Genomic DNA, 26,646 nt, shown 5'->3' with positions numbered 1-26,646 from the left:
CCGCCTTGCCATCCCCGCCGCTAGGCGGTAAGATGGGACAACACACCCCCAAGAGGGGAGAGGAGGAGAGAGATGAAAATCGACGTGAGACGGTTTCGGGAGGAAGACCTGCCGGCGGTGCACCAGCTGATCCTGCGGGCCCTGCGGGAGGTCAACGCCCGGGACTACCCCCCTTCGCGCATCGAGGAGATGGCCGCCGGCCTGGGCCCCGACACCCTGCGGGAGAGGGCCCGCCAGGGGCACAGCTATGTGGCCTGTCTGGGCGGGCGGCCGGTGGGCTGCGGCACCGTGGCCCCCTACTGGGGCAGTGTGCGGGAGAGCATCCTCCTCACCGTCTTTGTCTCCCCGGAGGCGCAGGGCCGCGGGGTGGGGCGGGCGATCGTCCGGGCGCTGGAGGGGGACGGCTACTTTCTGCGCGCCCAGCGGGTGGAGGTGCCCGCCTCCCTCACCGCCTGGCCCTTCTACCAGAAGATGGGCTACCGCTTCAAGGGCGGGGCCATGCAGGTGGACGAGGGGGGCTGTGTGCGGATGGAGAAGTTCCCCCCGCAGGGAAGGGGGGAGAGGGAATGAGGCCGATCTCCATCTTAAATGCCACCGAGGGGAACCTGCAAAACCTCTCCCTGGACATCCCGCGGGAGAAGCTGGTGGTCCTCACCGGGCCTTCGGGTTCGGGCAAATCGACTTTGGCCGTCGATCTGCTCCACCGGGAGTGCCAGCGCCAGTACCTGGAGGCCATGGCCCTTCAGGGGATCGCCAAGCCGGGGGTGGAGCGGGTGAGCGGGCTCTGCCCGGCGGTGCTCATCGCCCCCCGCACCGGCACCGCCGGGCCCCGCTCCACCCTGGGGACGGCCACAGGCATCTACACCGACCTGCGGATGCTCTTTGAAAAGCTGGCCTGCCAGCCCTGTCCCCACTGCGGCCGGACCATCCGCCCGGCCCTCTACCCCCAGGAGGTGGAGCGGGTGGGGGACGAGTACCACAGTCACCTCCTCTGCCCCCACTGCGGCCGGCGGGTGCGGCTGTTGGGGCGCAGCGACTACTCCCACAACACCGAGGCGGGGGCCTGCGAGGGCTGCCGGGGGCTGGGGGTCTCGCTGCAGCCCGACCTGGGGCGGCTGCTGCGGGAGGACCGCGCCCTGGAAGAGGGGGCGGTGGCCCCCTGGGAGGGGCGCTACGGCGAGTACCAGGCCCAGCGGTTTGGCCGGGCGGCCCAGCGCCTGCACATCCCCCTGAAGGAGGGGACCCCCCTCTCCGCCTACACCCCCCGGCAGCGGGCCCTCCTTTTGGAGGGGGACGGGAAGGGGGGCGATTTTGAGGGGGTGCTCCCCAACCTCTGGCGGCGCTACGCCGAAAAGAAGGGGGGCGCCTCCCGGCTGGAGGGGTACTTCACCCGCCAGACCTGCCCGGCCTGCGGCGGCGAGCGGCTGAAATCGGCCCCCCGCCGCGCCACCTTGGGGGGGATGCGGCTGCCCCAGTTGGCGGGCCTCTCCCTGGCCCGGCTGGCCGGGTGGCTGGCAGCGCTCGACGGCCAACTGGAAGGCCCCGAGCGGGCCCTGGCCGCCCCCTACCTGCGGGACCTGGGGACCAAGCTGGGGCGGCTCGAGCGGCTGGGGCTGGGCTACCTGACCCTGGAGAGGCCCTCCGCCACCCTCTCGGGGGGCGAGAGCCAGCGCGTCCGCCTGGCCGCCGCCTTGGCCGCCGAGATCACCGGTATCCTCTACATCCTGGACGAGCCCACCGCCGGGCTGCACCCGGCGGATACGGCCGGTCTCATCGCCGCCCTGCGGGAGCTGCGGGACCAGGGGAACACCGTCCTGGTCATCGAGCACGATCTGGAGGTGATGGCCGCCGCCGACTGGGTCGCACTGCTGCAGGCTGTCCTCCCGGTTGGCAAAGGACACCTTCCAGCAGGGGGGGAGGACGGTCAGGGCCAACTGCCGCTTGGTCCCGTTGATCCCCACCAACAAAAAGGCGTCGGGCAGGCTGCGCTCCTCGGGCCGCAGGCAGAGCAGCAGATTGGTGCCCGAGGCGTAGTTTGCCTCCACCACCTGGGCCTGCTTCTCCCGCTCCTCCAGGGCGGGCTTTTGCACCAGCTGCCCAAAGGCCAGGGCAAAGACCGCGATGAGGGCGAGGAAGGTGAGGCTGAAACTCTGCCAGAAAAGACGGGTGCTGCNGAAGAGGAGGGGACAAGGGGGAGGGAGATGGAGGGGGGGGGGGGGGGGCGGGGGGGGGGGGGGGGCCGGCCAGGGGGGAGGGGGAGCGGGAGGGGGAAGGGCGGACGGTGGCAGCACGGCGGGGAGGGGAAGAGACCTGGAGAGAAGAAAAAAAAAGAGGAGAAGAAGAGAGAGGGGGGGGTGGGGGAAGACGAGGATGGTGTATGGTACGCTGCAAGGGGGGGGGGAGGGGGAGGGATGGGGAGGAAGACTGTCGGGACCGCGCCCCGGGCGGGTGGTGGCAGTGGGGCAGGAGCCTTTGGCCCGCTCCCGCCGCTCCTGCGCGGCCACCTATTCGGGGGTGTTCGCCCCCATCCGGGACCTCTTTGCCGCCCAGCCCGAGGCGCGGGAGGCGGGGCTGACGGCGGCGGACTTCTCCTTCAACAGCCCCGGGGGCCGGTGCGAGCACTGCCAGGGGCTGGGGGAGGTGAGCAGCAACCTCCTCTTCTTTGAGGACCTGCAACTGCCCTGCCCGGTCTGCGGGGGGCGGCGGTTTTCGCCGCCGGTGCTGGCGGTGCGCTGCCGGGGGAAGGACATCAGCCAGGTGCTGGAGCTGTCGGTGGACGAGGGGGCGGCCCTCTTTGCCGACCTGCCCGCCGTCGCCGGGCCCCTGGGGCTCCTCTCCGAGGCGGGGCTGGGCTACCTGCCCCTGGGACAGCCGTCCAGCGCCCTCTCGGGCGGGGAGTGCCAGCGGCTGAAACTGGCCTGTCAGCTCTGGGAAGGGCGGGGGGAGCCGGCCCTCTACCTGATCGACGAGCCCACCGCCGGGCTGCACCCGGCCGACGTGGACGGCTTTTTGCGCCTGTTGACCCGGCTGGTGGAGGGGGGCTCCACCGCCGTGGTGGTGGAGCACGACCTGCAGTTCATCGCCGCCTGCGACTGGGTCGTCGACCTGGGCCCCGGAGGCGGGGAGGAGGGGGGCCGGCTGGTGGCGGCCGGCACGCCGGAGGAGGTGGCCCGGACCCCCGCCTCCCTCACCGGGCGGCATCTGGCCCCCTTTTTACAGGGGATGAAACTGCCGAAAACCAAATAGAGACACGGCTGGGAACAGGAGAGCAGGCGGCGGGGAAAAAAACCGTCGCCTGCTCTTTTCTCGCCTGCAATCACCCCTGGGGGAGGGAAACATAGACTGGTGATGAGCATCCTCCACTTCACAAAACAAGGTACAGGTGATTGATATGGCTAGAATTTTGGTATACAACGTGGGCTCCAACCGGATGGAGACCTACAATCGGGGCGAAAACGACCCCATGCCCTACTCTTATGGGCGCACCCTGTTGGTCAAGGAGTTTCGGGGCTCCTCCCGCTCCAACACCCTCTGGACCAACACCGCCGCCATGGAGTCCTGGAACGCCACCCGCCGCTCCTGGGGGCAGGGGATCTACGTGGGCTACGCCTTCAAGCGCATCTGGGAGGGCGGCCACGGCCAGCAGAGCCAGCACTACGCCGGCGTCTCCTTTGACGTGGGGCAGAACCTGGGCAGCACCTGCCGGCGGCGGCTGCACAACCTGGCCCAGTCCCTGGGGGTCTGGGTCTATGTCGAGCCGCTGAGCATGACCCCCAGTTGGGTGCACTTTGACAAGCGCACCAACCCGCCGGCCTGCTCGGCGGGCTACCCCCTGCAGCGGGTGGGCAGCGTGGGCACCTATGTGCTGGTGCTGCAGGACGCCCTCAACGCCCTGGGTTACCGGGCGGGCTCGCTGGACGGCTACTTTGGCCAGAACACCCGCACCGCCGTGGTGAACTATCAGCGGCGCAACGGACTGAGTGCCGACGGCATCGTCGGCTGCGCCACCTGGCGCCGCCTGGTCAGCGAGGTGGTGGGCATCGGCCGCACCCCCGGCGTGGTGGACTAGGGTCGGCTGCCGACAAAAAGAGAGAGGGGAAACGGCCTGTTTCCCCTCTCTCTTTGGGTTTGGTGGACGTTTTCGATGGTGGGGGTCGCGGCACCGCCCACCGGCCTTGGAGCGGCAGCTCGGGACCACTCCCCGGGAGGGGGAAGGCGAAACCGTCAAAAGCGCCGAGGCCAAAGCCGCGATGCGAGTTGCCCTTCTCGTGCGGGGAGGGGCGCGCCACCGAGAGCCCGATTGCCGACCACTTTTTCAAAACAGAAGAGGACTTGAAAGCCGGGAGTAGAGGGACGCAAGGCAGCGGGTTTTAAGCAATGCCCACTTTCACGAGCAAGGGGGAGACTCTCTTCTGGGCCTGCAAACTGGTCTAGCTCCTCATTTCAATCCCCTCCTCCCACGCGAGGGGAGACCTTTTCCCTACGCCGCCTTTGCCGTTCGCAATCGCGTTTCAATCCACTCCCCCTACGCGAGGAGGAGACCCGCACAATTTCAACGAGTCGGTGACGAAATACCGTATTTCAATCCACTCCCCCTGCGCGAGGGGGAGACGTAGTCCAATTGCAGCCAGGGCCGAAAAAAGAAATTTCAATCCACTCCTCCTACGCGAGGGGAGACATCCTGAGCCCAATACCCTTGGCTCGCAAATCTAAATTTCAATCCACTCCCCCTGCGCGAGGAGGAGACCCGCGAAAAGCTGGCCGACATTGTGGTCAGCATATTTCAATCCACTCCCCCTGCGCGAGGGGGAGACGAGATTTGGCCGACGCGGAAGCACCGCTTGCTGAATTTCAATCCACTCCCCCTGCGCGAGGGGGAGACGCCGCATCACCCCTTAATTAATTTGCGGGTAATCAATTTCAATCCACTCCCCCTGCGTGAGGGGGAGACCGGCAGGGGTGGCAGGCGCTCCAGGACGATGACGAGATTTCAATCCACTCCCCCTGCGTGAGGGGGAGACCTTTCGGACCAGCTTCTCGCTGATGAGGCCGTTGAAATTTCAATCCACTCCCCCTGCGTGAGGGGGAGACCCAGGTCGGGCTGGTCGAGGACACCGCCAGCCAGCGATTTCAATCCACTCCCCCTGCGTGAGGGGGAGACCAAATCATCGCCGGACGTATCCAGTCTAAGGACGATTTCAATCCACTCCCCCTGCGTGAGGGGGAGACTTCTGTATCCCCTATGACCTCTACCGGGCGGTATTTCAATCCACTCCCCCTGCGTGAGGGGGAGACGTCTGCGGTCTCTCTCCCTTCAACCCCAATTTTATTTCAATCCACTCCCCCTGCGTGAGGGGGAGACTGGGATTTGTCCCCACTCTTTACAGCGGCACAATATTTCAATCCACTCCCCCTGCGTGAGGGGGAGACAGCAAACATCCCCAAAAAAGGAGACCGTTTGATTATCTTTACCATACAACTTTCCCAATCTGCTGTCAACCGCCCTGTCCGCCTACCCCTTGAGCGACCCTTTTTTCGCCCTGCTTTTGGCGTTTTCCCGATGCGAAGGGCCCGGGTGTTTTCTGTCTGCTTGCCCTTCGCACCCGCCGCGCAAAGGGAGACGACCTTGCCACAGAAAAAGAGCCGGGCACTCACCGCCCAGCCCTCTTCCCTTTCCTTCGCGCAGCCGCCTTCCCACTTCAGCCCATGGAAGGGGAGGGGGCGCGCCTGAAACGTTGCCCCTCCCCCCGACAGCAGCCGCCAAAACAGCTGCCGGGGTGGGGAAAGGCCCCTTCCCAACAGTCTCCACCGCAACAGGTGCGACTGTCTTGTCACCGGGTGTCTGGCGAACGCTGTCCCGCCGCCTTCCCGCGCCAAAGACATGTCGGGGAGCCCGCTCGCCCAGGCCGACGCCCGGCGCACTGCCTGGCAGGAGGGCAGCGTTCCAACAAAACCGCCCCTGCCCGCCAGCTATCAAATTTTTCCGTCTCATCCCCCTGGCAGAGGCGGCCCTTTCACATCCCAATTTGCAGGGGAGAGAGGCGGTCAGGGTAGTGGGTCAGCCGTTGGCCTGCCCCAGCTCATGGGCGCGCTCGATGCAGCGCTGAATGCCGTAGGCCACCGCCGCGTCCAGCCCCTTGGCCTGAAAGCCCTCGATGCCGGCGACGGTGGTGCCCCCCTTGGAGCAGACCTTGGCGATGAGGTCGTCGATGTCCTCACCGCTCTCCAGCATCATCCGCGCCGCGCCGATCAGGGTCTGGCAGAACATCTCCTTGACCGTCTCCCGCTCCAGCCCGTACTGGCTGATCTGATCGCAGAAGAGCTTGGCGTAGTAGTAGATGAAGGCGGGGGAGCTGGAGTTGGCCGGGATCACCTCGCTGAGCTTGTTGGCCGGCAGCTCCCACACCTTGCCGCTGGCGGCGAAGATCTGCTTGACAAACGCCAGCTGCTCGGCGGGGGTGTCCTCCTCCCGCCCCACGGCGGTGGCTCCCTCGGCAATCAGCAGGGGGGTGTTGGGCATCACCGGGATCACCACCAGCTCGGGCCGTCCCAGCGTCCGGCGGATGTAGTCGGCGGAGATGCCCGCCGCGATGGAGATGACCGCCGTCCCCTCCCGCAGAGCGGGGGCCGCTTCGGCCAGCACGTCGGCCATCTGCTGGGGCTTGACCGAGAGCACCAGGTAGTCGGCAAAGGCCACCAGCTCCCGGCAGTCGGCAAAGGCGCGGTGCCCCATGGCGGCAAAGTGCTCCAGCCGCTGCACGTTCACGTCGGTGACCCCGATCTGTTGCGGGGGCAGGAATTCGGTGCGGTCGATCCCCTTGACAATGGCCTCGGCCATGTTGCCGGCGCCGATGAATCCGATGGTTTTCATCACACATTCTCCCTTTCTCTGTGGGCGGCCGGGGACGGGGCCCGCAGCCGCAGAAGCTCTGTTCAAATGATACACGGATTTGGGGCGCAATACAAGGGCGGCGCCCGCCCCGGGACAAATTTGCCGGGCGGCAAAACAGCCAGAAGCGGCGACCCTCGGCAGGCCGCCGCTTCTGACCGGTAAGAAACATGAGGAATGAAACACAAAGGCCGGTTGACACTTTGCACGCAGGCGTGTGTGGGAACGCCTGCTCAGAGCCGCCGTGCAATCGCCCTTCCCGCCGGCAGAGCACCCAGGGGAGGGGAGATTGGAGGTTAGCACTAACTAACTCTGTGCTCTCAATATAGCATTTGCAGGGAGGAATGTCAAGGCAGACGAGAAAAAAATGGGAGGATTTTTTGCCGGGACGGCTCTTGGCCCGGCCAGCTTGTTTTCCCACTGCTTTGGGGGCGGTGGGGGAGGAGATTTGACATCGGCGGGGGAGGGGTGGAACAGCTGTTGGCCAGAGGCGGCCCTCTGTGCCTGTCGCCCTCTTTGCGCCTCCATCTGTTTCCCCCCTTTGCCTCTGTCGGCCTGTTTTCCCCTTGTCTCTGTCCGCCCTCCTGTTCGTCTTTCTCTCCACTTTCGCCTGCCCCCCTTTGCCTTTCCACCTCTGGTGCTCACCGTTCTCTCTGGGCTCTGTCGGCACACCCTGCCTCTGTCCGCCCGCTTCTCCTTTCCACCGCTGTCGCCCGCCGTTTTCTACACGTTCTGTCCGTCTATCTTTTTCTCCGGCTTCTTCTCCACCTACTTTTCCCTCCGCCTCTGTCCGCCTGTCTTTCCCTTACCTCTCTCTGTCCGCTTCTCCTTTCCACCTCTGTCGCCCGCCGTTTTCTATGTGTTCTGGCAGCCTGCCTTTTCGCCGATTTCTCTCCGCTTGTTTTCCCCTTTGCCTCTGTCCGCTCGCTTTTTCTTTTCCCTGTCACCCGCCGTTCTTCATAATTTTGCCCATCCGCCTTTCTCCGCCGGTTTTCCCTCCCTGTCTGCCTGTTTGGCCTTCCCGTCCCTGTTATCCATCGTTCTCTCCGCCTCTTCCCTTCGCCCCTGTCTGCCCAATTTCCTCTCCACCCCTGCACCCGCCTATTTCTCCCCACCTTCTCTCCATCCCTCTTTTTTCCCGTCCCTGTCCGGCCACCCGGCAGGAAAGAGGGGAGGCCCCTTGACATTTGAACAATCGTTTGATAAACTAAATCGAACGACTGTTAGAGGAGGGGTTTCATGGAACGGGAAAAGACGGGGGAGCGCATCCTGCAGGCTGCGCTGGAGCAGTTCGCCCAGCGGGGGTACCTGGCTGTGTCCATCCGCGACATCTGCGGGGCGGTGGGGATCAAGGAGGGCACCGTCTACTACCACTTCGCCGACAAGCGGGCCATCTTACAGGCGATCCTCGCCCGGTTTGAGGAGCAGGGCGACGGGCTCACCGAGACCCTCTTTGCCGCCCTGGGGGAGGGGGTCGCCGCCCCCGTCTCGATGGAGGGGGTCTCCCGCCGCTTCTTTGAGGGGTATTTGATGGACCCCTTTTGCAACCGGGTGCTGCGGCTGCTGGCCATCGAGCAGCACCACGACGGCGAACTGCGCCGCCTCTATCGGGAGTGGCTCTTCGACCGCCCCCTGCGCATCCAGGAGGCGGCCTTCGCCCAGTTGCAGCGGCTGGGGCTGCTGGCGGGCGAGTCGGCGGCCGACCTGGCGGTGCGCTACTACGCGCCCATCTTTTTTTACACCCAGCGCTACCTCCTCTCGGGGGAGCTGACTGAAGAGAAAAAGGCCGCCTTCGGCGCGGCGGTGGGGCGGCAGTTGGCCGCCATGGAAAGGGGAGCTTGCTGAAATGGGCAACTACATCGTGACCGGGGGCAACCGGGGCATCGGCTACTATCTGACCGAGGGGCTGCTGGAAGGGGGGCACGCCGTGGCGGTGCTCGACCGGGAGCTGGACGGCCTCGCCCCCCTGGTGGCCCGCTTTCCCGGCCGGCTGTGGCCCCTCCTCTGCGACGTCTCCCGGGAGGAAGAGGTGGCGCGCTCGGTAGACGAGGCGGCCCGGCTGCTGGGCGGGCTGGACGGGGCGGTGCACAACGCCTGCCTCTGCACCTTTGCCCCCGCCGGGGAGACCGGCGAGGAGACCTATCGGGCGGTGCTGGCGGTCAACTACTTCGGCGCCCTCCACCTGGCCAAGAGCGCCCTGCCCCACCTGGAGCGGACGGGGGGCGCCCTCTACTTCACCAGTTCGGGGGTGGGGGTCACCGGCTTTGGGGGGATCGCGCCCTACGCCTCCTCTAAGGGGGCCATCGAGGCGCTGGCCAAGTGTCTGCGCATCGAGCTGGCGGGGCGGGGCGTGGGGGTGCACCTGCTCCACCCGCCCCTGACCGACACCCGTTCCGCCGCCCCCCTGCCGGTGCCCAAGGCCTTCTTCGCCGCCCCCGAAGCGGTGGGGAAGGGGCTGGCCCGGCGGCTGGGGAAGCGGAGCTTCGTCATCTGCCACTCCCCGGCACAGCAGTTTCAGGTGCGGCTGTGCTACCTCTTCCCTTTGAAGATGGGGGCGATGATGGACCGGATGCTCCGCCGCGCCGCAGAGCAGGGGGAGTAGCCCCTCTTTCCCGGGAAATAAAAAAGAGCCGCCAGGCAGCCCTTTTTCGGCCGTGTGGCCCACCCCCGGGCCGCGGCCACAGAGACCAATTTTTTGCCGTTCGCCCCGGTCGCCATCCCGGCGGCGAGGGGCGGACAGGGCCGTTTCGGTTTTTATTGTGCGGCAACAGGAGTCCACCAGCGGAATGGGTGGGCCCATATATAGGGGCAACGTCCCGCGATACCAGCCATGTCCCAGGCGTTGGCGCGGCCCGCCAGCGGCGAAGGGGTCTTTGCTTGCCGCCCGTGAATGGGCCCACCTGTTCTCTTCCCGCCGGCCGGTCTGCGACGGGGCTTCCTTTGGCAGACCGCACTTTTGCGGTGTCAAACGGGAGTTCCCTTTCTCACGCATCGCGAAAGCCCTTCTGCGCCCCAGCACAGCCAGGCGTTTTCTCAGATGACCAAAAAAAGAGCGCCCGGCGGAACCTGTCCGCCGGGCGCCCTCTGTATTTTAGGACTGTTTTTCCCGCTTAGCGTTGTAGCGCTTGACGATTTGGTTGTAGATGAAGATGCCGATGAGGGAGAGCGCCCCCGCCACCGCAAAAGCGATGATGGAGTTGCCCGCCTGCCCCTTGATGAGGAGGGAGCCCGCCAGGGTCGAGGTGACGATGGAGGGGATGCGGGCGATGGAGGAGATGATGAAGAACCGCAGCGGGCGGATGGGGGTCAGCCCGGCCACGTAGGTGAGGATGTCCTTGGGGGTGCCGGGGATGAAGAAGAGGAGGAAGGTCAGCTTTTCAAAGCTGTTTTTGTCGTTCAAAAATTTCAGCTTGTGCAGCTTTTCCTCGGAGAAGAAGTTGTGCACGAAGTCCCGCCCCAGCCACTTGACCAAAAAGAAGACCAAGATGGAGCCTATAAAGCAGCCCAGCATGCACATCAGCAGCCCGGGGACAGTGCCGTACATCATCCCCGCCAGCACCTCGATGGGCTCGCCGGGGATGAAGGCCACCACGATCTGCAAAACTTGGATGGCCAGGAAGACAAAGACCCCGGCCGGGCCGAAGCCGTCGATGTACTCGCGGATGAGCTCGCTGGCGTTGGGTTTGCCCAGCATCCCCAGCACCGGGGCAAAGGCCCAGAGGGCCAGCCCGCAGAGGGCCAGCACCACCAGCACTGCGGCGATTTTGAAGTGGCGGGAATTCACCCTGTTTTTGGTCGTCTCTTTCATACCGATCCTTCTTTAACTGGAATTTGTGGGGCGGCCAGCCAGCCTTCGCCAGCCCAGCCAAAAAGTTGAGGGGTTTTTGCCGAACCCTGGGGGGACAATACTACCGTCGCACCCGGCGGGAGGTGTCCCGAATGAAAAAATGGTTTGCAATTTGCGCCGTGGCGGCGCTGGCGCTGGCCTTCATCGTCCCCAGGACCGCCCGGGCGGAGTATTTCGCCCCCGGCCAGGAGGACCGATTGGAGGACTACAACCTCACCTATAAAACCACCACCGTCTCGGTGGGGGAGGAAGTGGGGGAGGAGACCGCCCGCAAAATCAACAGCGAACTCCAATACGCGGCCTTTGACAACCTGGCGTCGGTCAACGCCCAGGCCAATACCCTGGCCTACACCGACCAGCGGGCCGAAGGCAGCTATACCCAAACGATCACCCGGCAGACCCCGGCATTTGTCAGTGTGCGCTGTGCGCGCAGCTTCTCGGTAGAGGGGCAGCCCGTATACAGCGACGCGACGGGGGCTGTGTACAGCCTCACCACAGGCGAGCGCCTGGCCCTTGGCGACTTGTTTACCGATTCAAGTGACTATCTGAGCATAGTGAAAAATGAAATGGAACGGCAACTCGACCACCCGGCCGGACTGGAGGGCGACCAGCCCTTCTACCTCACCGATACCCAGCTTGTCGTCCTCTGCAAGACGGGGGAACAGGAATCCATGCAGCGGCAGGAGCACGAGGTGAACATCCCCCTCGAGCGCCTGCAGGGGCTGCTGAAAGAAGAATACCGATAGGTGCGACGGTGGACAGCCTGGGGGCTGTCCATTTTTTTGCCCTAGATCGCGCAGCCCAGGCAGTGCTCCTCACTGCAGCAGTCCAGCCGGCAGAGGACGATCTGACCGGGGGCGAGCCCCTCGCCCTTGATGCGCACCGGGGTGTAGTTTTTGGTGTAGCCCTCGAAGGAGCCGTCCTCCCGCTGCCGCTCCAGCAGCACCTCCTCGGTGCGGCCCACCTGTTCCTTTAAAAAGGCGGCCTTGCAGCGCTCGGCCTCGGCGGCCAGGCGGCGGTTCCGCTCCTCCTTCACCCGGGCGGGCAGTTGGTCGGGCAGCGCGGCTGCCCGGGTGCCCTCTCTCCGGGAGTAGGGGAAACAGTGCACCCGGGCAAAGCCCACCTCTCTGACAAAGGCCAGGGACTGCAAGAAGTGCTCCTCGCTCTCGCCGGGGAAGCCGACGATGATGTCGGTGGTGATGGAGGGGTTTTCAAAGTGGTTGCGGATGAAGCGGACGATCTCCAGGTACTCCTCGGTGGTGTAGTGGCGGTTCATCTGCCGCAGGATGGCGTCGCACCCGCTCTGGAGCGAGAGGTGAAACTGGGGGCAGAACTTGGGCTGGGCGGCCAGGCGCATCATGTCCTCGTCGGTGAGCAGCTCCGGCTCGAGGGAGCCCAGCCGCACCCGCTCGATGCCCTCCACCGAGCAGGCGCACTCGGCGGCGTCGATGAGGCGCAGCCCCAGGTCTTTGCCGTAGCAAGGGAGGTTGATGCCCACCAGCACCACCTCTTTATACCCGTTTTGGGCCAGCACCGACAGCTCGCGGCGGATGGCCTCCAGCGGTTTGGAGCGCACCCGCCCCCGGGCGATGGGGATGATGCAGTAGGAACAGTAGTGGTCGCACCCGTCCTGGATTTTGACAAAGGCGCGGGTGTGCTCCCCAAAGTCCTGCACCTGCATCTCCTCAAAGCCCTCGCCGGGGGTGTGCTCGGCGATCTCGACGATGCGGCTTTTCTCGCTGATGGCCCGCAGCGTCAACTCGACGAGCCGGTTTTTGTTCCCCGCGCCGGTGACCACGTCGATGCCGGGCAGGGCCTTGGCCTTTTCGGGAAAGGCCTGGGGGAAACAGCCGGTGAGCACCACCACCGCGTCGGGGTTTTCCCGGCGGAAGCGGGCCAGCCGGTTGCGGGTCTTCTTGTCGCCGGTGGCCGTCACCGTGCAGGAGTTGACCACAAAGACATCGGCCTTTTCCTCCGGCCCGGCCAGCTCGAAGCCGGCCTTCTGAAACTGGGCGGCAATGGCCTGGGTCTCGTACTGGTTGACCTTGCAGCCCAGGGTGTAAAAGGAAACTCTCATCTGCTCTACCAACTTTCCCTTGTCATTAGTCTAACCGCTCTTTTGGTCAAAACAGCGAGCGGATTTCTTACATTTTTCTTGCAGCCGCCCCCGGTCAAAGGGGGTCGCGCCGGGGCGAAAAGAGGGGGCGGCTTTTGCAAACTGCCCAAAAAACAGTTCTTATTATTATACATAAAAATGCAGCTGAAAACAACAAAGTCGGTTGCGAAAAGGAGGGGGGTAGTATATAATGAATGAAAGAAGTAAGGAGGCAGCGAGACGATGACACAAGTAAAGGTGTTTTTCAAAAGGGCTGACGACATCAAGAGCTTTATCCACAGCCTGTCCAAATACGACGCGACCGCCACCATTGGAGAGCCTGAAAACCGGGTGAACGCCAAGTCCATCATCGGCATTTTCAGCCAGGACCTCTCGAAGCCCCTGCTGCTGACCATCGACTGCGACCACTGCCCAGAGGTCTTGGACGACATCCGTCAATTCATTGTGGAATAAAATCGCCTTGCGGCGATTTTTTCTGTTTATAAGCGACTTTTTCATCCCCTCGCCTCATATCCATTGGCAAGAGGTGATAGGGAATGAAGAAACTGGCAGCCGCCCTGGTGTCGGCGGCGCTGCTGTTGAGCGCGGCGCCGGCCTTTGCATACGAAGATGTGACCACCACCGACTTTGACCTGCTGGGGGAGGGGGGCGAACAGCCCGTGGTCGCCGCCTCCCCCGCGCCGGAAGGGGCCATCAACATCAACGCCAAGTCGGCCATCTTGCTGGAGCAGAGCACCGGGCAGGTGCTCTACGAGCAGTCTGCCGACGAGCCGATGCCCCCGGCGTCCATCACCAAGGTGATGACCCTCCTGCTGGTGATGGAGGCCATCGACGCCGGCAAGTTCGGCTACGACGACATGGTCAGCGCCAGCGACTACGCCTGCAAGATGGGGGGCAGCCAGATCTGGCTGGAACCCGGCGAGCAGATGAGCGTGAACGACCTCATCAAGGCCACCGCCATCTCCTCGGCCAACGACGCGGCCGCCGCCCTGGGCGAATACGTGGCCGGCTCCCCCGAGGCCTTTGTGGCCCTGATGAACCAGCGGGCCCAGGAACTGGGGATGGCGAACACCCACTTTGAAAACCCCAACGGCCTCGACGCGGCGGGCCACGTCTCCACCGCCCGGGACATCGCCATCATGAGCTGTGAGCTCCTCAAGCACCCGGACATCAAAAAGTACAGCACCGTCTGGATGGACTCCCTGCGGGGCGGGGCGACCCAACTGGTCAACACCAACAAGCTGGTGCGCTTTTACGACGGCTGCGTGGGCCTCAAGACCGGCACCACCGACGGGGCGGGCAGCTGCCTCTCGGCCGCGGCCGAGCGGGGCGGCCTCTCCCTGGTGGCGGTGGTGATGGGCTGCCCCACCTCCAACGACCGCTTCAACGGCGCCAAGGCCCTGCTGGACTACGGCTTCGCCAACTACGAGATGGCCACCCTGCAACTGCCCGAAACCGCCCCCACCACCCTGAAGGTCAAGGGCGGGGTCACCGGCGAGGTGCCCCTGCGCTACGGCAGCGACGGCACCTTTTTGGTGAAAAAGGGCAGCGGGGCCAAGATCGTGCAGGCGGTGCAGATCGCCGAGGACGTCACCGCTCCGGTGGAGGAAGGGCAGAAACTGGGGGTGGTGGAACTCTCGCTGGACGGCGAAAAAATCGGCGAATACCCGGTCACCGCCGCCGCCCCGGTGGCCAAGATGGACTTTTTGACCGGCTACCAAATTCTGCTGAAATACTTATTTGTGATGCGCTGATTTGGCGGTTTTTTACAAAAAATATCTTTTGCATACAAGCATACTTGACAGTATTGCTTAGATATATTACAATCGAATCAACCAATAAGGGGGAAGTAAAATGGCAGTGAAATGCAATACCAACTACCTGGCAAACTTTATCCGCCCGGAGGAGTACGAGGGGATGCAGCACCTGGTCTGCGCCGCCCACCAGACCCTCCACGAAAAATCCGGTTTGGGCAACGACTTCCTGGGCTGGGTCGACCTGCCCACCAACTACGACAAGGCCGAGTTCGAGAGGATCAAGGCCGCTGCCAAGAAGATCCAGCAGCAGTCCAAGGTGCTGGTGGTCATCGGCATCGGCGGCTCCTACCTGGGGGCCCGCGCCGCCATCGAGTACATTAAGAGCAACAACTACAACGCCCTGGCGAAGGACACCCCGCAGATCTACTTTGTGGGCAACACCATCTCGCCCAGCTACTTAAACGACATCCTCGCTATCTGCGAGGGGGTCGACTTCTCGGTCAACGTCATCTCCAAGTCCGGCACCACCACCGAGCCGGCCCTGGCCTTCCGGGTCTTTAAAGAGCTGCTCGAAAAGCGCTACGGCCCCGAGGGCGCGAAGGAGCGCATCTACTCCACCACCGACAAGGCCCGCGGCACCCTCAAAGAGCTCTCCGACCGCAACGGCTACGAGACCTTCGTCATCCCCGACGACGTGGGCGGCCGCTACTCGGTGCTCACCCCGGTGGGGCTGCTCCCCATCGCCGTGGCGGGCTGCGACATCGACGCGGTGATGGCCGGCGCCAAAGAGGCGCAGGACGCCTTTACCGACCCCAACCTTGCGAAAAACGACTGCTACAAGTACGCGGCGATCCGCAACATCCTCTACAACAAGGGCTACTCGGTCGAGATCATGGCCAGCTACGAGCCCTCCTACGGGCAGATGAACGAGTGGTTCAAACAGCTCTACGGCGAGAGCGAGGGCAAGGACCACAAGGCCCTCTACCCCTCCAGCGTCATCTTCTCCACCGACCTGCACTCCCTGGGCCAGTACATCCAGGACGGGCGGCGGCAGCTGTTTGAGACGGTCATCGACTTCGCCGAACCCAAGAGCGACTTCTTCATCCCCGAGGACCCCGAAAACCTCGACGGGCTGAACTTCCTCTCGGGGCAGAACATGTCCAACGTCAACAAAAAGGCCATGCAGGGCACCATCCTCGCCCATGTCAAGGGCGGCGTCCCCAATGTGGTCCTCCAAATCGACAAGATGGACGCCCACTCCTTTGGCTACCTGGTCTACTTCTTGGAGAAGGCCTGCGCCATCTCCGGCTATCTGTTGGGGGTCAATCCCTTCGACCAGCCCGGGGTGGAGAGCTACAAGAAGAACATGTTCGCCCTGTTGGGCAAACCCGGCTACGAGGACCTGCGGGAAGAGCTCGTCAAAGAAATTCAGGAATAGTCCCCACCCCACTCCGGGGCGGGACCAAAATATAGGAGGTACACCACTATGATAAAACTCATTGTTGGCAGCAGAGGCTCGGGCAAGACCAAAAAACTCCTTGAGCAGATCAACGACGCAGCAAAAACTTCAGCTGGAAATGTGGTATGCTTGGACAAAACCCTGAAACTCCGGTACGATGTGGACTCCAATGTCCGCTTGGTGGACATGGACGCCTACGGCATCTGCGGTTTTGATATCTTCTACGGCTTCATCCTGGGCCTGATGGCCGGCAACTACGACATCACCCATGTCTTTGTGGATTCCATCCTCAAGGTGGGCGGCCCCGAGAAGGACTTGGAGGGGCTGGGCGCCATGTTCGACAAACTCTCCGGTGTGGCCGAGATCAAGGATGTGAACCTGGTCTTCACCGTCTCCGCCGACGAGAACACGCTCCCCGAGAACATGAAGAAGTACCTGTGACCTCCGTTTTATAAGACCCCTTTCAGAGCCCGCCCGGGCCGCGCCGAAATGCGCGCCGGGCGGGCTCTTTTCTGCGCTGGAGAGAGGGGGAGAAGCGCCCGCCCGAGAGGGGTCTGAGCAAAAGAGCAAAAGAGCAAAAGAGCAAAAGGGAAAAATCGACCGGTGGTCCCGGCGCGCCGGCTTTCCGGCGCTTACCCGCCCTCCGGCGGCTCAAGGCCCTGGGCCAGCGAGACCAGCGCCGCCCGGTCGGTCAGCAGATAGCCGCCCCCCTCTTTTTTCAGGTACCCCCTGGACGCGAAGTCGGCCAGCACGTAGAGCAGGTGGCGGTAGCTGACCCCCAGGTATTCGGCGGCGTGGGTGTGCTTTTCGGCGTACCAGCCGTCCGGCGCGGCCAACAGCAGAAAGTGGGCCAGCCGGTTTTCCAGGGGGAAGCCCTTGTTTTGGGAGAGGGAGAGGACGGTGCGGACATTCTTGCCCCCCAAATAGACGCAGAGGCGCCGCAAAAACCGGGGGTCGCCCAACAGCCGCTCCCGGCACTCATCGACCGGCAGGGCCAGGCAGTAGCAGCCGCAGAGGGCCTGCACCGCCCGGGAACTGCGCTGCACCCCGATGAGTTCCATCTCCCCCACAAAGCAGGGGGCGCGAAAGAAGTCGATGAGCGAGACCTTGCCGTTTGGCAGGGTCATGTAGAGTTTGGCCCGCCCGGCGACCAGGTAGTAGAGAAAGGCGGGCTGGACCCCCTCCTCGACGATGTACTCCCCGGCTTCCAGGTGGTAGAGCCGGGCATACTGTTGGGCGGGGAAGGAGAAGCAGTCCAAAAAGTCGGACTGGCGCAAAAAACGGTCCAGCAGCGGCTGGTCGTCGACCAAGACCACAGGGCATCCCTCCTTGATGTGAGAAATCTCATACCCAGTATAGCGCGGGGACTGCTACACTACAACTGTAAAGAGAGCCGCGCAGCCGCCAGGCCGCGCCCGACGAGAGAGGAAGGAATGTTGATGATGCGACAGAAAATCATTTTGGACTGCGACCCCGGCCACGACGACGCCATTGCCCTGATGGTGGCGGCTCGGCACCCGGCCATCGAACTGTTGGGGGTCACGGTGGTGGCAGGCAACCAGACGCTGGAGAAGACCCTGCCCAACGCCCTGCACCTCTGCCAGCACCTGGGGCTCGATGTCCCAGTCTACGCGGGGATGCCCCGCCCCCTGGTGCGCGAGCAGGTGGTGGCGGCCAACATCCACGGCGAGAGCGGGTTGGACGGCCCGGTGTTCGCCCCCCTCACCCGGCAGGCGGAAAAGACCCCGGCGGTGCGCTACCTCATCGACACCCTGCTGGCCTCCGACGGGGACATTGCCCTGGTGCCGGTGGGGCCCCTCACCAACATCGCGGTGGCCATCCGCAGCGAGCCCCGCATCCTGCAAAAGATCCAGCGCATCGTCCTCATGGGCGGGGCCTACGGGCTGGGCAACACCACCCCCGCCGCCGAGTTCAACATCTACGCCGACCCCGAGGCCGCCCACGTGGTGTTCTCCTCCGGGGTGCCCATCGTGATGATGGGGCTGGACCTGACCAACCAGACCGCCTGCACCATGGACGTCATTGAGCGGATGGAGGGGTTTGACAACGTGGGCGGCCGGCTCTTCGGCGACATCATGCGCTTCACCTGGAAGACCCAGCACGAGGCCTACGGCCTGGACGGGGGCCCGGTGCACGATGTCACCTGTGTGGCCTACCTCATCGACCCCACCATCTTCACCGTGAAAGAGATGTATGTGGAGGTGGACCGGAGCGGCGGCCCCAGCTACGGCCGCACCGTCTGCGACTACTTCGGCACCACCGGCAAGCCCGCCAACTGCCAGGTGGGCATCACCCTGGACGGCGACCGCTTCTGGGACCTGGTGGCCGACTGCGTGGCCCGGTACAACTAAACTCCTCCCTCCCCGCCGGGGGTGGGCGCGCCGATCGCGCCCGCCCCCGGCTGTTTGCGCCCCGTTGCCCCCGCCCCCGAATCGGTGTATAATGAACAGCGTGTGAATGGAGGCGATCCCGACGGAGAGACAAAACGACTTTTCAAAGGGCAAGGTGTCCCGCAACATCCTCGACCTGGCCCTGCCCATGACCCTGGCCCAGCTCATCAACGTCCTTTACAGCGTGGTGGACCGGATGTACATCGGCCACATCCCCGAGGCGGCGACCCTGGCCCTCACCGGCCTGGGGCTGACCTTCCCCATCATTTCCATCATCACCGCCTTTGCCAACCTCTTCGGGATGGGGGGCGCCCCCCTCTGCTCCATCGCCCGGGGGAAGGGGGACGACGAGCGGGCCGAGACCATCATGGGCAACTCCTTTTTTATGATGGTGGCCACCGGGCTGGTCCTCACCGCCCTCTTTCTGGCCTTCAAGGGGCCGCTGCTGCGTCTCTTCGGGGCCAGCGGGCAGACCTTCCCCTACGCCGACGGCTACCTCACCGTCTACCTCTGCGGCAGCGTCTTTGTGATGGTGGGGCTGGGGATGAACAGCTTCATCAACTCCCAGGGCTTTGGCAAGATGGGGATGATGACCGTCCTCCTGGGGGCGGTGACCAACATCCTCCTGGACCCGCTGTTCATCTTTGTCCTCCACATGGGGGTGCAGGGGGCGGCCCTGGCCACGGTGATCTCCCAATTCCTCTCGGCCGCCTGGGTGTTTCGCTTCCTCACCGGCAAAAAGGCCATCTACCGGCTGCAAAAAAAGACCATGAAACTGGACTGGAAGCTGGTGGGGGAGATCGTCTCCCTGGGGATGAGCTCCTTCTGCTTTGCCATCACCAACAGCCTGGTGCAGATCGTCTGCAACATCAACCTGCAGCAGTTCGGGGGCGACCTCTACGTGGGGATCATGACGGTGGCCAACTCGGTGCGCGAGGTGGTGAGCATGCCGATGAACGGGCTGACCAACGGCGCCCAGCCGGTCATCGGCTACAACTACGGCGCCAGGGAGTACCGCCGGGTGCGCAGCGGCATCCGCTTCATGTCGGTGGTCTGCGTGGTCTACACCCTGGCGGCCTGGCTGGTGCTGATGCTCTTTCCCCAGCCGTTCATCCACCTCTTCAGCAGCGACCCCGAGCTGGTGGGCAAGGGGGCCCAGGCCCTGGGGGTCTACTTCTTCGGCTACTTCATGATGGCCTTTCAGATGGCGGGGCAGTCCACCTTTGTGGCCCTGGGCCGCTCCAAACAGGCGGTCTTTTTCTCCCTGCTGCGCAAGGCCATCATCGTGGTGCCCCTGACCGTCCTCCTGCCCCGCATCGGCGGCCTGGGGGTCATCGGGGTCTTTCTGGCCGAGCCGGTCTCCAACTTCGTGGGCGGGTCGGCCTGCTATTTGACCATGCTGGCCACCGTCTGGAAGCCGCTGCGAAAGGCCGAGGAGGCAGAGGCGGTCCCCGCCGGGCGGGCGGGGGAATAGGCGGCGCCCCTATCCCCCTTCTTTCGTATTGACGAGGGGGGCAAAAATGGGGTACACTGTTTTTGCGCGATCAGCGGCGGCCGGCCGGTCCATCTCCGGGGCCGCCGGGCAAATATGGGAAAAGGGAGTGCGATGAAGATGATCAAAGCGACAATTGTCGGCTACGGCAACATCGGCCGGGCCGCCGTCGAGGCGGTGCAGGCCGCCGAGGACTTTCAGTTGGTGGGGCTGGTGCGCAGAGGGGCCAGCCGCCAGGGCCTCTCCGCCGATCTGGCCGGGGTGCCGGTGGCAGCCGACGTGAAGGAGCTGCCCGAAAAGCCCCAGGTGGCCATCCTCTGCACCCCCACCCGGTCGGTGCCCCAGTACGCCAAGGAGTACCTGGCCCAGGGGATCAACACCGTGGACAGCTACGACATCCACACCGGCATCTGGGACCTGGTGGAGGAGCTGACCCCGGTGGCCCAGGCCGGCGGGGCGGCCGCGGTGGTCTCGGCCGGGTGGGACCCGGGCAGCGACTCGGTGGTGCGGGCCCTGCTGCAGGGGCTGGCCCCCAAGGGGATCACCTACACCAACTTCGGCCCCGGCATGAGCATGGGGCACACGGTGGCGGTCAAGGCCATCCCCGGGGTGGAGAACGCCCTGTCCATGACCATCCCCACCGGCACCGGCGTCCACCGGCGGATGGTCTATGTCCAGCTCAAAGAGGGGGCCGACTTTGCGGCGGTGAAGGCCGCCGTCCTGGCAGACCCCTACTTTGTCCACGACGAGACCCACGTCGCCCAGGTGGAGGACGTGAAGGCCCTCATCGACACCGGCCACGGGGTCAACCTGGTGCGCAAAGGGGTCAGCGGCACCACCCACAACCAGAACTTCGAGTTCAATATGTCGATCAACAACCCCGCCCTCACCGCCCAGGTGCTCGTCTGCGCGGCCCGGGCCGCCTGCAAGCGCGCGCCGGGGGCCTACACCATGATCGACCTGCCGGTCATCGACCTGCTGCCGGGGGACAGGGGCAGCCTGATCCGCGCCCTGGTCTAGGCCCGGTGCCAAAAACCCGCAAAAATTTGAGAAAACAAGGAAAAAAGCCGCGGATTTTCGTTGACAACCCCAGGGGGAGTCTATATAATAAGTCTGTGGCGGACTAAGGAGTCACTATGCTTTTAAACGTAAAGCGCCTGCTTGCGGAGGAGGGGCTTCGCCTCCCCTTCGACTACACCCTGCAAGTTCCCCAGAGCGAGTTCTACGGCGATGACGACCGGCCGGCCTCCCTCCACATTGTGGGAGAGGCGGTCAACCGCGCCCAGATCGCCGAACTCCACTTTGCGGTGAGCGGCCGGGTGGAGACGGTGTGCGACCGCTGTCTCGACCCCATTTCCCGGGCGTTCGAGTACCGGTACACCCACACCCTCGTCAAGGAGTCGCCCAATGGTCCCGATGAAGACATCATTGTCGACGGTGATGCCGTCCATCTGGACCAGGTCGCCATCACCGACCTCCGGCTGGATTTCCCACTCAAATTTCTGTGCCGGGAGGACTGCAAAGGCCTCTGCCCCCTCTGTGGGGCGAACCTGAACCAGGGTGATTGCGGCTGCGACAAAAGGCAGATCGACCCCCGCCTGGAAGCTTTAAAAGAGCTATTGCAATAGTTTTTTTCCAGAAAGACCAATGTTAAGGAGGTGCTGAACTTGGCAGTACCAAAGAGAAAGTTGTCCAAAGCCAGAAGGGACAAACGCCGCTCCAACGTGTGGAAATTGGAGATGCCCGCGTTTTCCAAATGCCCGCAATGCGGCGAGCTGAAAGCCCCTCACAGAGTGTGCGGCAACTGCGGCTTCTACAAAGGCAAAGAGATCATCAAAAAGGAAGCGTAAGCTTCCTCAGAGATAAAGAGAGGGTGGTCCCTCTCTTTTTTTCGTGGATTGGCCCCGTCCGGCGGGGCATTCTGATAGAGAGGGGCCGCGCGCGTTGGCGGCCCGCTTAGGGAAGGGCGTGAAGAGGCAGAGATGGCAGTGACTGTGACCCGGGTCATCCCCGGCTCCCCGGCCGAGGAGGCGGGGTTTCAGGCGGGCGACCGTCTGCTGAAGGTGAACGGCAACGAGATCGGGGACGTGCTGGACTACCAGTTCTACTCCAGCGAGACCGAGGTGGAGCTGGAGTTTGAGAGCGGGGGAGAGCTGCAGGGCGTCATCGTCGAAAAGGACGAGTACGAGGACCTGGGCCTGGAATTCGAGACCTACTTGATGGACAAGCAGCACTCCTGCACCAACAACTGCATCTTCTGCTTTGTGGACCAGATGCCCCCGGGGATGCGGGAGACCCTCTATTTCAAGGACGACGACGAGCGGCTCTCCTTCCTCTTCGGCAACTACGTCACCCTGACTAACCTCCACCAGCGGGAGATCGACCGCATCAAGCGGATGCACATCAGCCCGGTGAACGTCTCGGTGCACACCACCAACCCCGACCTGCGCCGGGAGATGATGGGCAACCGCTTTGCGGGGGAGAAGCTCGACTACCTGCGCCAACTGGCGCAAGCGGGCATCCGCCTCAACTGCCAGATCGTCCTCTGCCCCGGCTACAACGACGGGGCGGAGCTGGAGCGGACCATGGCCGACCTGGGGGCCCTCTGGCCCAGCGTGTCCAGCGTGTCGGTGGTGCCGGTGGGGCTGACCAAATACCGCCAAGGGCTCTGCCAGCTGACCCCCTTCACCCCGGCGGGGGCGGGGGCGGTGCTGGACCAGATCCACCGCTTCACCGACGCCTTTTTGAAGGAGCACGGCACCCGGCTCATCTACCCGGGGGACGAGTTCTTCATCCTCGCCGGACGGCCGCTCCCCGACAGCGGCTACTACGGCGACTTCGAGCAGCTGCAAAACGGGGTGGGGATGACCGCCCTGCTGCTGGAGGAGTTTGAGAGCGAGCTGGCCCGGCTGGAAGCCCCGGTGCAGACATCCCCCTGCGACCTGATCACCGGGGTCTGCGCGGCCGACTACATCCGCGGGATGGTGGATGCGCTGGCCCAGCGGGTGCCCGGGCTGCAGGCGCGGGTGCACGTGATCGAAAACGAGTATTTCGGCGGCAACGTGACGGTGGCCGGGCTGGTCACCGCCACCGACATCGAGCGGCAGGCGGGGGGCAAGCTCCTCTCCGACCGGGTGCTGGTGCCCACCTGCATGCTCCGCCACGAGCAGGACAAATTTTTGGACGACGTGCCCAGAGAGGCGCTGGAAGCGCGCCTGGGCGCCAAACTGACCCTGGTGGAAAACGACGGATACGGCTTCATACAGGCCGTGTTGGGAGGGAATGCGCAATGAGCAAACCGGTAGTGGCGGTGGTGGGGCGGCCCAATGTGGGCAAATCCACCCTGTTTAACAAATTGATCGGCCAGCGTCTGGCCATTGTGGAGGACACCCCCGGTGTGACCCGGGACCGCATCTTTTACGACTGCAACTGGGGCGGGCGCACCTTCCTGCTGGTGGACACCGGCGGCATCGAGCCCCACTCCGACGATGTCATCCTCTCGCACATCCGCCGGCAGGCCCAACTGGCCATCGACAGCGCCGACGTGATCATCTTCGTGGTCTCCCTGCCCGACGGGGTCACCGCCACCGACATGGAGGTGGCGGCCATGCTCCACAAATCCCGGCGGCCGGTGGTCCTCTGCGTCAACAAGTGCGACAGCGTGGGCGGCCTCCCGGCCGAGTTCTACGAGTTTTACAACCTGGGCATCGGCGAGCCGCTGCCCGTCTCCTCGGTCCACGGCCACGGCACCGGCGACCTGCTGGACGCGGTGGTGGACGAGCTGCCCGGCCAGGCGGAGGAGGACGAGGACGAGGACGCCATCAAGGTGGCGGTCATCGGCAAGCCCAACGCGGGCAAGTCCTCCCTCATCAACAAGGTCCTGGGGGAGGACCGGATGATCGTCTCCGACATCGCCGGCACCACCCGGGACGCGGTGGACTCCCGGGTGGAAAACCGCTACGGCAAGTTCGTCTTCATCGACACGGCGGGCATCCGCCGCAAGAACAAGGTGGACGACTCGGTGGAGCGCTACTCGGTGCTGCGGGCCTTCATGGCGGTGGATCGGGCCGACGTGGCGGTGATGGTCATCGACGCCACCGTGGGCTTTACCGAGCAGGACTCCAAGGTGGCCGGCTACGCCCACGAGCAGGGCAAGGCCTGCGTCATCGCCGTCAACAAGTGGGACGCGGTGGAGAAGGACACCCACACCATGCAGGCCTTTCGCAAACAGCTGCAGGAGGATTTCTCCTTCATGCCCTACGCCCCCATGGTTTTTCTCTCCGCCCTCACCGGGCAGCGGCTGGGCCAGCTCTTTGAAAAGGTGGTCAAGGCCCACCAGAACAACTCCCTGCGCATCACCACCGGGGTGCTCAACGACATCCTCGCCGCCGCCACCGCCCGGGTGCAGCCCCCCACCGACAAGGGCAAGCGGCTGAAGATCTACTACATGACCCAGGCCTCCACCAACCCGCCCCACTTCGTCTGCTTTGTCAACAACAAGGAGCTCTTCCACTTCTCCTACCAGCGCTATCTGGAAAACCAGATCCGCGAGCAGTACGACCTGGAGGGCACCCCCATCCGCCTGTCGGTGCGGCAGCGGGGGGAGTAGCCCCGGGAGAGAGGGAACTCCGGGGCAGAGGCAAGGAAAAAAGAATGGGCCTTCCCCCTAAAAAGGGCCGCATTTTTTCCATCTCTGTGGTACAATGGAAAAAAAGAAGAGGGAGCCCCGGCGGGGAAGGCGGGGCTCTTTTGGGCTGTAAAAACACAGTTGAGAGGGGTTTTGAGATGACGGCGACACAGATTCTCTGGATGGCCGGGGTGGCGCTGGTTTCCTACCTGCTGGGCAGCGTCTCCTGGGCGGTCATCGTGGGCAGGGTCTTTTTAAAGGACGACGTGCGCAAGTACGGCAGCGGCAACGCGGGGATGACCAACGTGCTGCGCACCGCCGGCAAGGGCGCGGCCGCCCTGGTGGCGGTGGGGGACTTTTCCAAGGGGGCGATCTCGGTGCTCCTCGGGCGGCTGGTCTTTCAGTACGCCCTGGGGCTCGACCCCATCTACGGGGCCTATCTGGGGGGCTACTTTGCGGTGCTGGGGCACATCTTCCCCCTCTACTTCCACTTCAAGGGGGGCAAGGGGGTGCTCACCTCGGCGGGGGCGGCGGTCCTCATCGACCCCATCTCGGTGGCCCTGACGGCGGTGGTCTTTGCGGCGGTGACCTTCACCAGCAAGATCGTCTCCCTGGGCTCCATCGTCATGGCCCTGTGCTACCCGGTCATCACCTACTTCGTCTCCCGCGCCCTGGGGCGCGACCCGGTCACCGTCACCATCTGCGCGGTGATCTTTGCGGCCATCATCGTCTTCATGCACCGCTCCAACATCGGGCGGCTGCTGCGGGGCGAGGAGAACCGCTTCGGCAAGAAAAAAGAGAAGGTGCAGAAATAGGGGAGGCCCCCTGCAATACAGCGGGGCGCGTTCGCCCCGGGGAAAGGCGGTTGTACAGATGGCAAAGATCGTGATTTTGGGCGCCGGCGGGTTCGGCATCTCCCTGGCGGTGATGGCCCGCTCCTACGGCAACGAGGTGACCCTCTGGTCCCCCTTCCAGGAGGAGGTGGACCTGCTCACCTACGAGCGGGAGAACAAAAAGCTGCTGCCCGGGGTGGTGCTGGAACCCGACGTGGGGGTGAGCACCGACCTCGCCGTGGCCGAGGGGGCGCAACTGCTCCTCTTCGCCGTGCCCAGCCAGGCGGTGCGCTCCACCGCCCAAAAGGTCGCCTCCCACGTGCCGGAGGGGGCGGTGCTGGCCAACGTGGCCAAGGGGCTGGAAAACGGCACCCAGCTGCGGCTGACCCAGGTCATCGAGTCCGAGATCGGCGGTCACCAGGTGGTGGCCCTCTCGGGCCCCTCCCACGCGGAGGAGGTGGCCCGCGGGGTGCCCACCACCATCGTCGCCGCCTGCAAGGTCAGGGCCAACGCCGAGTACGTGCAGACGGTGCTGATGAACCCCAACCTGCGTATCTACCTCAACGACGACGTGGTGGGGGTCGAGCTGGGCGGGGCGCTGAAAAACGTCATCGCCCTGGCCGCCGGCATCAGCGACGGCCTCAAGCTGGGGGACAACGCCAAGGCGGCCCTCATGACCCGCGGCCTGTCCGAGATCGCCCGGCTGGGGGTGGCCATGGGCGGGCGCAGCGAGACCTTCGCCGGCCTCACCGGGGTGGGGGACCTGATCGTCACCTGCACCAGCATGCACTCGCGCAACCGCCGCTGCGGCCTCCTCATCGGCCAGGGAATGGCGGCCACCGACGCCATCAAGCAGATCGGGATGACCGTCGAGGGCTACACCGCCACCCTGGTGGCCCGGGAGCTGAGCTTGCAGGCCGGGGTGGAGATGCCGATCGTCGAGCAGATGTTCCAGGTGCTCTATAACGGCCTCGACTGCCGCCAGGGGATCAAAAACCTCATGAGCCGGCCCCGCAAGCACGAGAGCGAGCAGGTCTGGTTCGGGGAGTAGGGGATACCCGCAAAAAAAGGGGGAGGGCCGCCGCCGGCAAACACGCCGGCAGCGGCCCTCTTTTTTTCATCTTCCCCTTTTCCCTTGCCCTCGCTCCCCCCGGCCGCAAAAAGGGGGGGCGGGAGGCGGCGGCAGGGGAGATCGAGACGACAAAAAAGGCCAAA

The 26,646-nt window shown here is 64.3% G+C and carries 24 protein-coding genes, 1 pseudogene and 1 CRISPR repeat array; of the genes and pseudogenes, 21 read left to right on the top strand and 4 right to left on the bottom strand.

The window, feature by feature from the left end; all coding sequences use genetic code 11:
* Nucleotides 1-72 precede the first annotated feature (72 nt).
* The 4 genes from BN3266_RS11495 (at nt 73) to BN3266_RS11485 (ending at nt 4,069) form a co-directional block, all read left to right on the top strand.
* Nucleotides 73-570, top strand: a complete 498-nt coding sequence (locus BN3266_RS11495; protein ID WP_059005238.1) for a GNAT family N-acetyltransferase — start codon at nt 73-75, stop codon at nt 568-570.
* Nucleotides 567-2,666, top strand: a complete 2,100-nt coding sequence (locus tag BN3266_RS14175; RefSeq protein ID WP_059005237.1) for an ATP-binding cassette domain-containing protein — start codon at nt 567-569, stop codon at nt 2,664-2,666. The genes BN3266_RS11495 and BN3266_RS14175 overlap by 4 nt, the downstream gene beginning before the upstream one ends.
* Nucleotides 2,641-3,246 (top strand): AAA family ATPase, encoded by a 606-nt coding sequence (locus BN3266_RS14115; protein ID WP_195891636.1) that lies wholly within the window; start codon nt 2,641-2,643, stop codon nt 3,244-3,246. Before BN3266_RS14175 ends, BN3266_RS14115 begins: the two co-directional genes overlap by 26 nt.
* 145 nt (nt 3,247-3,391) lie before the next feature.
* Nucleotides 3,392-4,069 carry a peptidoglycan-binding domain-containing protein gene (locus BN3266_RS11485; RefSeq protein ID WP_059005236.1) on the top strand — a complete coding sequence of 226 codons (678 nt, stop codon included), beginning with the start codon at nt 3,392-3,394 and terminating at the stop codon, nt 4,067-4,069.
* Nucleotides 4,070-4,712: 643 nt separating this feature from the next.
* Nucleotides 4,713-5,431: a CRISPR direct-repeat array (repeat unit 35 nt; unit sequence ATTTCAATCCACTCCCCCTGCGTGAGGGGGAGACC).
* Nucleotides 5,432-6,058: 627 nt separating this feature from the next.
* Here BN3266_RS11485 and proC read toward each other — a convergent pair.
* Nucleotides 6,059-6,871, bottom strand: coding sequence for a pyrroline-5-carboxylate reductase (gene proC, locus BN3266_RS11480; RefSeq protein ID WP_059005235.1), 813 nt, complete (start codon nt 6,869-6,871; stop codon nt 6,059-6,061).
* A gap of 1,257 nt (nt 6,872-8,128) precedes the next feature.
* On the opposite strand from proC, the gene BN3266_RS11475 reads away from it, so the two are divergent.
* The gene (locus tag BN3266_RS11475; RefSeq protein ID WP_059005234.1) at nt 8,129-8,734 is read left to right on the top strand and encodes a TetR/AcrR family transcriptional regulator; all 606 of its coding nucleotides are present in this window, start codon (nt 8,129-8,131) and stop codon (nt 8,732-8,734) included.
* A 1-nt stretch (nt 8,735) separates the two neighbouring features.
* Nucleotides 8,736-9,491, top strand: a complete 756-nt coding sequence (locus BN3266_RS11470; RefSeq protein WP_059005233.1) for an SDR family NAD(P)-dependent oxidoreductase — start codon at nt 8,736-8,738, stop codon at nt 9,489-9,491.
* Nucleotides 9,492-9,980: 489 nt separating this feature from the next.
* On the opposite strand, the gene BN3266_RS11465 is transcribed toward BN3266_RS11470, so the two are convergent.
* Entirely contained in the window at nt 9,981-10,697 is a 717-nt protein-coding gene (locus BN3266_RS11465) for a TVP38/TMEM64 family protein (RefSeq protein WP_059005232.1), read from the bottom strand.
* 131 nt (nt 10,698-10,828) lie between these two features.
* Between BN3266_RS11465 and BN3266_RS11460 the strand changes: the two genes are divergently transcribed.
* Nucleotides 10,829-11,482, top strand: coding sequence for a DUF3298 domain-containing protein (locus BN3266_RS11460; protein WP_021660917.1), 654 nt, complete (start codon nt 10,829-10,831; stop codon nt 11,480-11,482).
* A gap of 41 nt (nt 11,483-11,523) precedes the next feature.
* Here BN3266_RS11460 and mtaB read toward each other — a convergent pair whose 3' ends face one another.
* Entirely contained in the window at nt 11,524-12,813 is a 1,290-nt protein-coding gene (mtaB, locus tag BN3266_RS11455; protein WP_059005231.1) for a tRNA (N(6)-L-threonylcarbamoyladenosine(37)-C(2))-methylthiotransferase MtaB, read from the bottom strand.
* 261 nt (nt 12,814-13,074) lie between these two features.
* Between mtaB and BN3266_RS11450 the strand changes: the two genes are divergently transcribed.
* From BN3266_RS11450 to BN3266_RS11435, 4 genes are all read left to right on the top strand, one after another.
* On the top strand, nt 13,075-13,305 hold the full coding sequence (locus tag BN3266_RS11450) for an HPr family phosphocarrier protein (RefSeq protein WP_021660920.1): 231 nt from the start codon (nt 13,075-13,077) through the stop codon (nt 13,303-13,305).
* Nucleotides 13,306-13,388: 83 nt separating this feature from the next.
* Nucleotides 13,389-14,606 (top strand): D-alanyl-D-alanine carboxypeptidase family protein, encoded by a 1,218-nt coding sequence (locus tag BN3266_RS11445; RefSeq protein WP_059005230.1) that lies wholly within the window; start codon nt 13,389-13,391, stop codon nt 14,604-14,606.
* A 100-nt stretch (nt 14,607-14,706) separates the two neighbouring features.
* Nucleotides 14,707-16,047, top strand: coding sequence for a glucose-6-phosphate isomerase (locus tag BN3266_RS11440; protein WP_059005229.1), 1,341 nt, complete (start codon nt 14,707-14,709; stop codon nt 16,045-16,047).
* Nucleotides 16,048-16,095: 48 nt separating this feature from the next.
* The gene (locus tag BN3266_RS11435; protein ID WP_021660923.1) at nt 16,096-16,509 is read left to right on the top strand and encodes a hypothetical protein; all 414 of its coding nucleotides are present in this window, start codon (nt 16,096-16,098) and stop codon (nt 16,507-16,509) included.
* A gap of 191 nt (nt 16,510-16,700) precedes the next feature.
* On the opposite strand, the gene yeiL is transcribed toward BN3266_RS11435, so the two are convergent.
* Complete coding sequence (gene yeiL, locus BN3266_RS11430; protein WP_154669074.1) at nt 16,701-17,384, bottom strand: transcriptional regulator YeiL; 684 nt, start codon at nt 17,382-17,384, stop codon at nt 16,701-16,703.
* A 123-nt stretch (nt 17,385-17,507) separates the two neighbouring features.
* Here yeiL and rihB point away from each other — a divergent pair, with 123 nt between their 5' ends.
* From rihB to BN3266_RS11385, 10 genes and pseudogenes are all read left to right on the top strand, one after another.
* Complete coding sequence (gene rihB, locus BN3266_RS11425) at nt 17,508-18,440, top strand: ribosylpyrimidine nucleosidase (protein ID WP_059005228.1); 933 nt, start codon at nt 17,508-17,510, stop codon at nt 18,438-18,440.
* Nucleotides 18,441-18,546: 106 nt separating this feature from the next.
* Nucleotides 18,547-19,953, top strand: a complete 1,407-nt coding sequence (locus tag BN3266_RS11420; RefSeq protein WP_021660927.1) for an MATE family efflux transporter — start codon at nt 18,547-18,549, stop codon at nt 19,951-19,953.
* 138 nt (nt 19,954-20,091) lie between these two features.
* Nucleotides 20,092-20,991, top strand: a complete 900-nt coding sequence (locus BN3266_RS11415; RefSeq protein ID WP_278275381.1) for a diaminopimelate dehydrogenase — start codon at nt 20,092-20,094, stop codon at nt 20,989-20,991.
* Between the two features lie 116 nt (nt 20,992-21,107).
* Nucleotides 21,108-21,599, top strand: a complete 492-nt coding sequence (locus tag BN3266_RS11410) for a YceD family protein (RefSeq protein WP_059005226.1) — start codon at nt 21,108-21,110, stop codon at nt 21,597-21,599.
* A 39-nt stretch (nt 21,600-21,638) separates the two neighbouring features.
* Nucleotides 21,639-21,821 (top strand): 50S ribosomal protein L32, encoded by a 183-nt coding sequence (rpmF, locus tag BN3266_RS11405; RefSeq protein WP_021660930.1) that lies wholly within the window; start codon nt 21,639-21,641, stop codon nt 21,819-21,821.
* 120 nt (nt 21,822-21,941) lie between these two features.
* A pseudogene (locus BN3266_RS14460) lies at nt 21,942-22,097 on the top strand (PDZ domain-containing protein); the annotation flags it as partial.
* Complete coding sequence (locus tag BN3266_RS11400; RefSeq protein WP_278275385.1) at nt 22,095-23,264, top strand: DUF512 domain-containing protein; 1,170 nt, start codon at nt 22,095-22,097, stop codon at nt 23,262-23,264. The pseudogene BN3266_RS14460 and the gene BN3266_RS11400, both read left to right, overlap by 3 nt.
* Nucleotides 23,261-24,580: a ribosome biogenesis GTPase Der gene (der, locus tag BN3266_RS11395; protein WP_021660932.1), complete on the top strand. Its 1,320-nt coding sequence runs from the start codon at nt 23,261-23,263 to the stop codon at nt 24,578-24,580. The genes BN3266_RS11400 and der overlap by 4 nt, the downstream gene beginning before the upstream one ends.
* A 176-nt stretch (nt 24,581-24,756) precedes the next feature.
* Nucleotides 24,757-25,413: a glycerol-3-phosphate 1-O-acyltransferase PlsY gene (gene plsY, locus BN3266_RS11390; RefSeq protein ID WP_075109745.1), complete on the top strand. Its 657-nt coding sequence runs from the start codon at nt 24,757-24,759 to the stop codon at nt 25,411-25,413.
* Between the two features lie 58 nt (nt 25,414-25,471).
* Nucleotides 25,472-26,482, top strand: a complete 1,011-nt coding sequence (locus tag BN3266_RS11385; protein WP_059005223.1) for an NAD(P)H-dependent glycerol-3-phosphate dehydrogenase — start codon at nt 25,472-25,474, stop codon at nt 26,480-26,482.
* Nucleotides 26,483-26,646: the final 164 nt, after the last annotated feature.

Source organism: Bittarella massiliensis (ex Durand et al. 2017) (assembly GCF_001486165.1).
GTDB lineage: Bacteria > Bacillota > Clostridia > Oscillospirales > Ruminococcaceae > Bittarella > Bittarella massiliensis.
The sequence above is the reverse complement of the archived record's forward strand: the minus strand, read 5'-3'. Positions and strand labels throughout refer to the sequence as shown.

Bases quoted from the DNA above. Each gene is read 5' to 3' on its own strand.
- BN3266_RS11495 (WP_059005238.1), top strand. From the start codon at position 73: ATGAAAATCGACGTGAGACGGTTTCGGGAGGAAGACCTGCCGGCGGTG.
- BN3266_RS11485 (WP_059005236.1), top strand. From the start codon at position 3,392: ATGGCTAGAATTTTGGTATACAACGTGGGCTCCAACCGGATGGAGACC.
- proC (WP_059005235.1), bottom strand. From the start codon at position 6,871: ATGAAAACCATCGGATTCATCGGCGCCGGCAACATGGCCGAGGCCATT.
- BN3266_RS11475 (WP_059005234.1), top strand. From the start codon at position 8,129: ATGGAACGGGAAAAGACGGGGGAGCGCATCCTGCAGGCTGCGCTGGAG.
- BN3266_RS11470 (WP_059005233.1), top strand. From the start codon at position 8,736: ATGGGCAACTACATCGTGACCGGGGGCAACCGGGGCATCGGCTACTAT.
- BN3266_RS11465 (WP_059005232.1), bottom strand. From the start codon at position 10,697: ATGAAAGAGACGACCAAAAACAGGGTGAATTCCCGCCACTTCAAAATC.
- BN3266_RS11460 (WP_021660917.1), top strand. From the start codon at position 10,829: ATGAAAAAATGGTTTGCAATTTGCGCCGTGGCGGCGCTGGCGCTGGCC.
- mtaB (WP_059005231.1), bottom strand. From the start codon at position 12,813: ATGAGAGTTTCCTTTTACACCCTGGGCTGCAAGGTCAACCAGTACGAG.
- BN3266_RS11450 (WP_021660920.1), top strand. From the start codon at position 13,075: ATGACACAAGTAAAGGTGTTTTTCAAAAGGGCTGACGACATCAAGAGC.
- BN3266_RS11445 (WP_059005230.1), top strand. From the start codon at position 13,389: ATGAAGAAACTGGCAGCCGCCCTGGTGTCGGCGGCGCTGCTGTTGAGC.
- BN3266_RS11440 (WP_059005229.1), top strand. From the start codon at position 14,707: ATGGCAGTGAAATGCAATACCAACTACCTGGCAAACTTTATCCGCCCG.
- BN3266_RS11435 (WP_021660923.1), top strand. From the start codon at position 16,096: ATGATAAAACTCATTGTTGGCAGCAGAGGCTCGGGCAAGACCAAAAAA.
- rihB (WP_059005228.1), top strand. From the start codon at position 17,508: ATGATGCGACAGAAAATCATTTTGGACTGCGACCCCGGCCACGACGAC.
- BN3266_RS11420 (WP_021660927.1), top strand. From the start codon at position 18,547: ATGGAGGCGATCCCGACGGAGAGACAAAACGACTTTTCAAAGGGCAAG.
- BN3266_RS11415 (WP_278275381.1), top strand. From the start codon at position 20,092: ATGATCAAAGCGACAATTGTCGGCTACGGCAACATCGGCCGGGCCGCC.
- BN3266_RS11410 (WP_059005226.1), top strand. From the start codon at position 21,108: ATGCTTTTAAACGTAAAGCGCCTGCTTGCGGAGGAGGGGCTTCGCCTC.
- der (WP_021660932.1), top strand. From the start codon at position 23,261: ATGAGCAAACCGGTAGTGGCGGTGGTGGGGCGGCCCAATGTGGGCAAA.
- plsY (WP_075109745.1), top strand. From the start codon at position 24,757: ATGACGGCGACACAGATTCTCTGGATGGCCGGGGTGGCGCTGGTTTCC.
- BN3266_RS11385 (WP_059005223.1), top strand. From the start codon at position 25,472: ATGGCAAAGATCGTGATTTTGGGCGCCGGCGGGTTCGGCATCTCCCTG.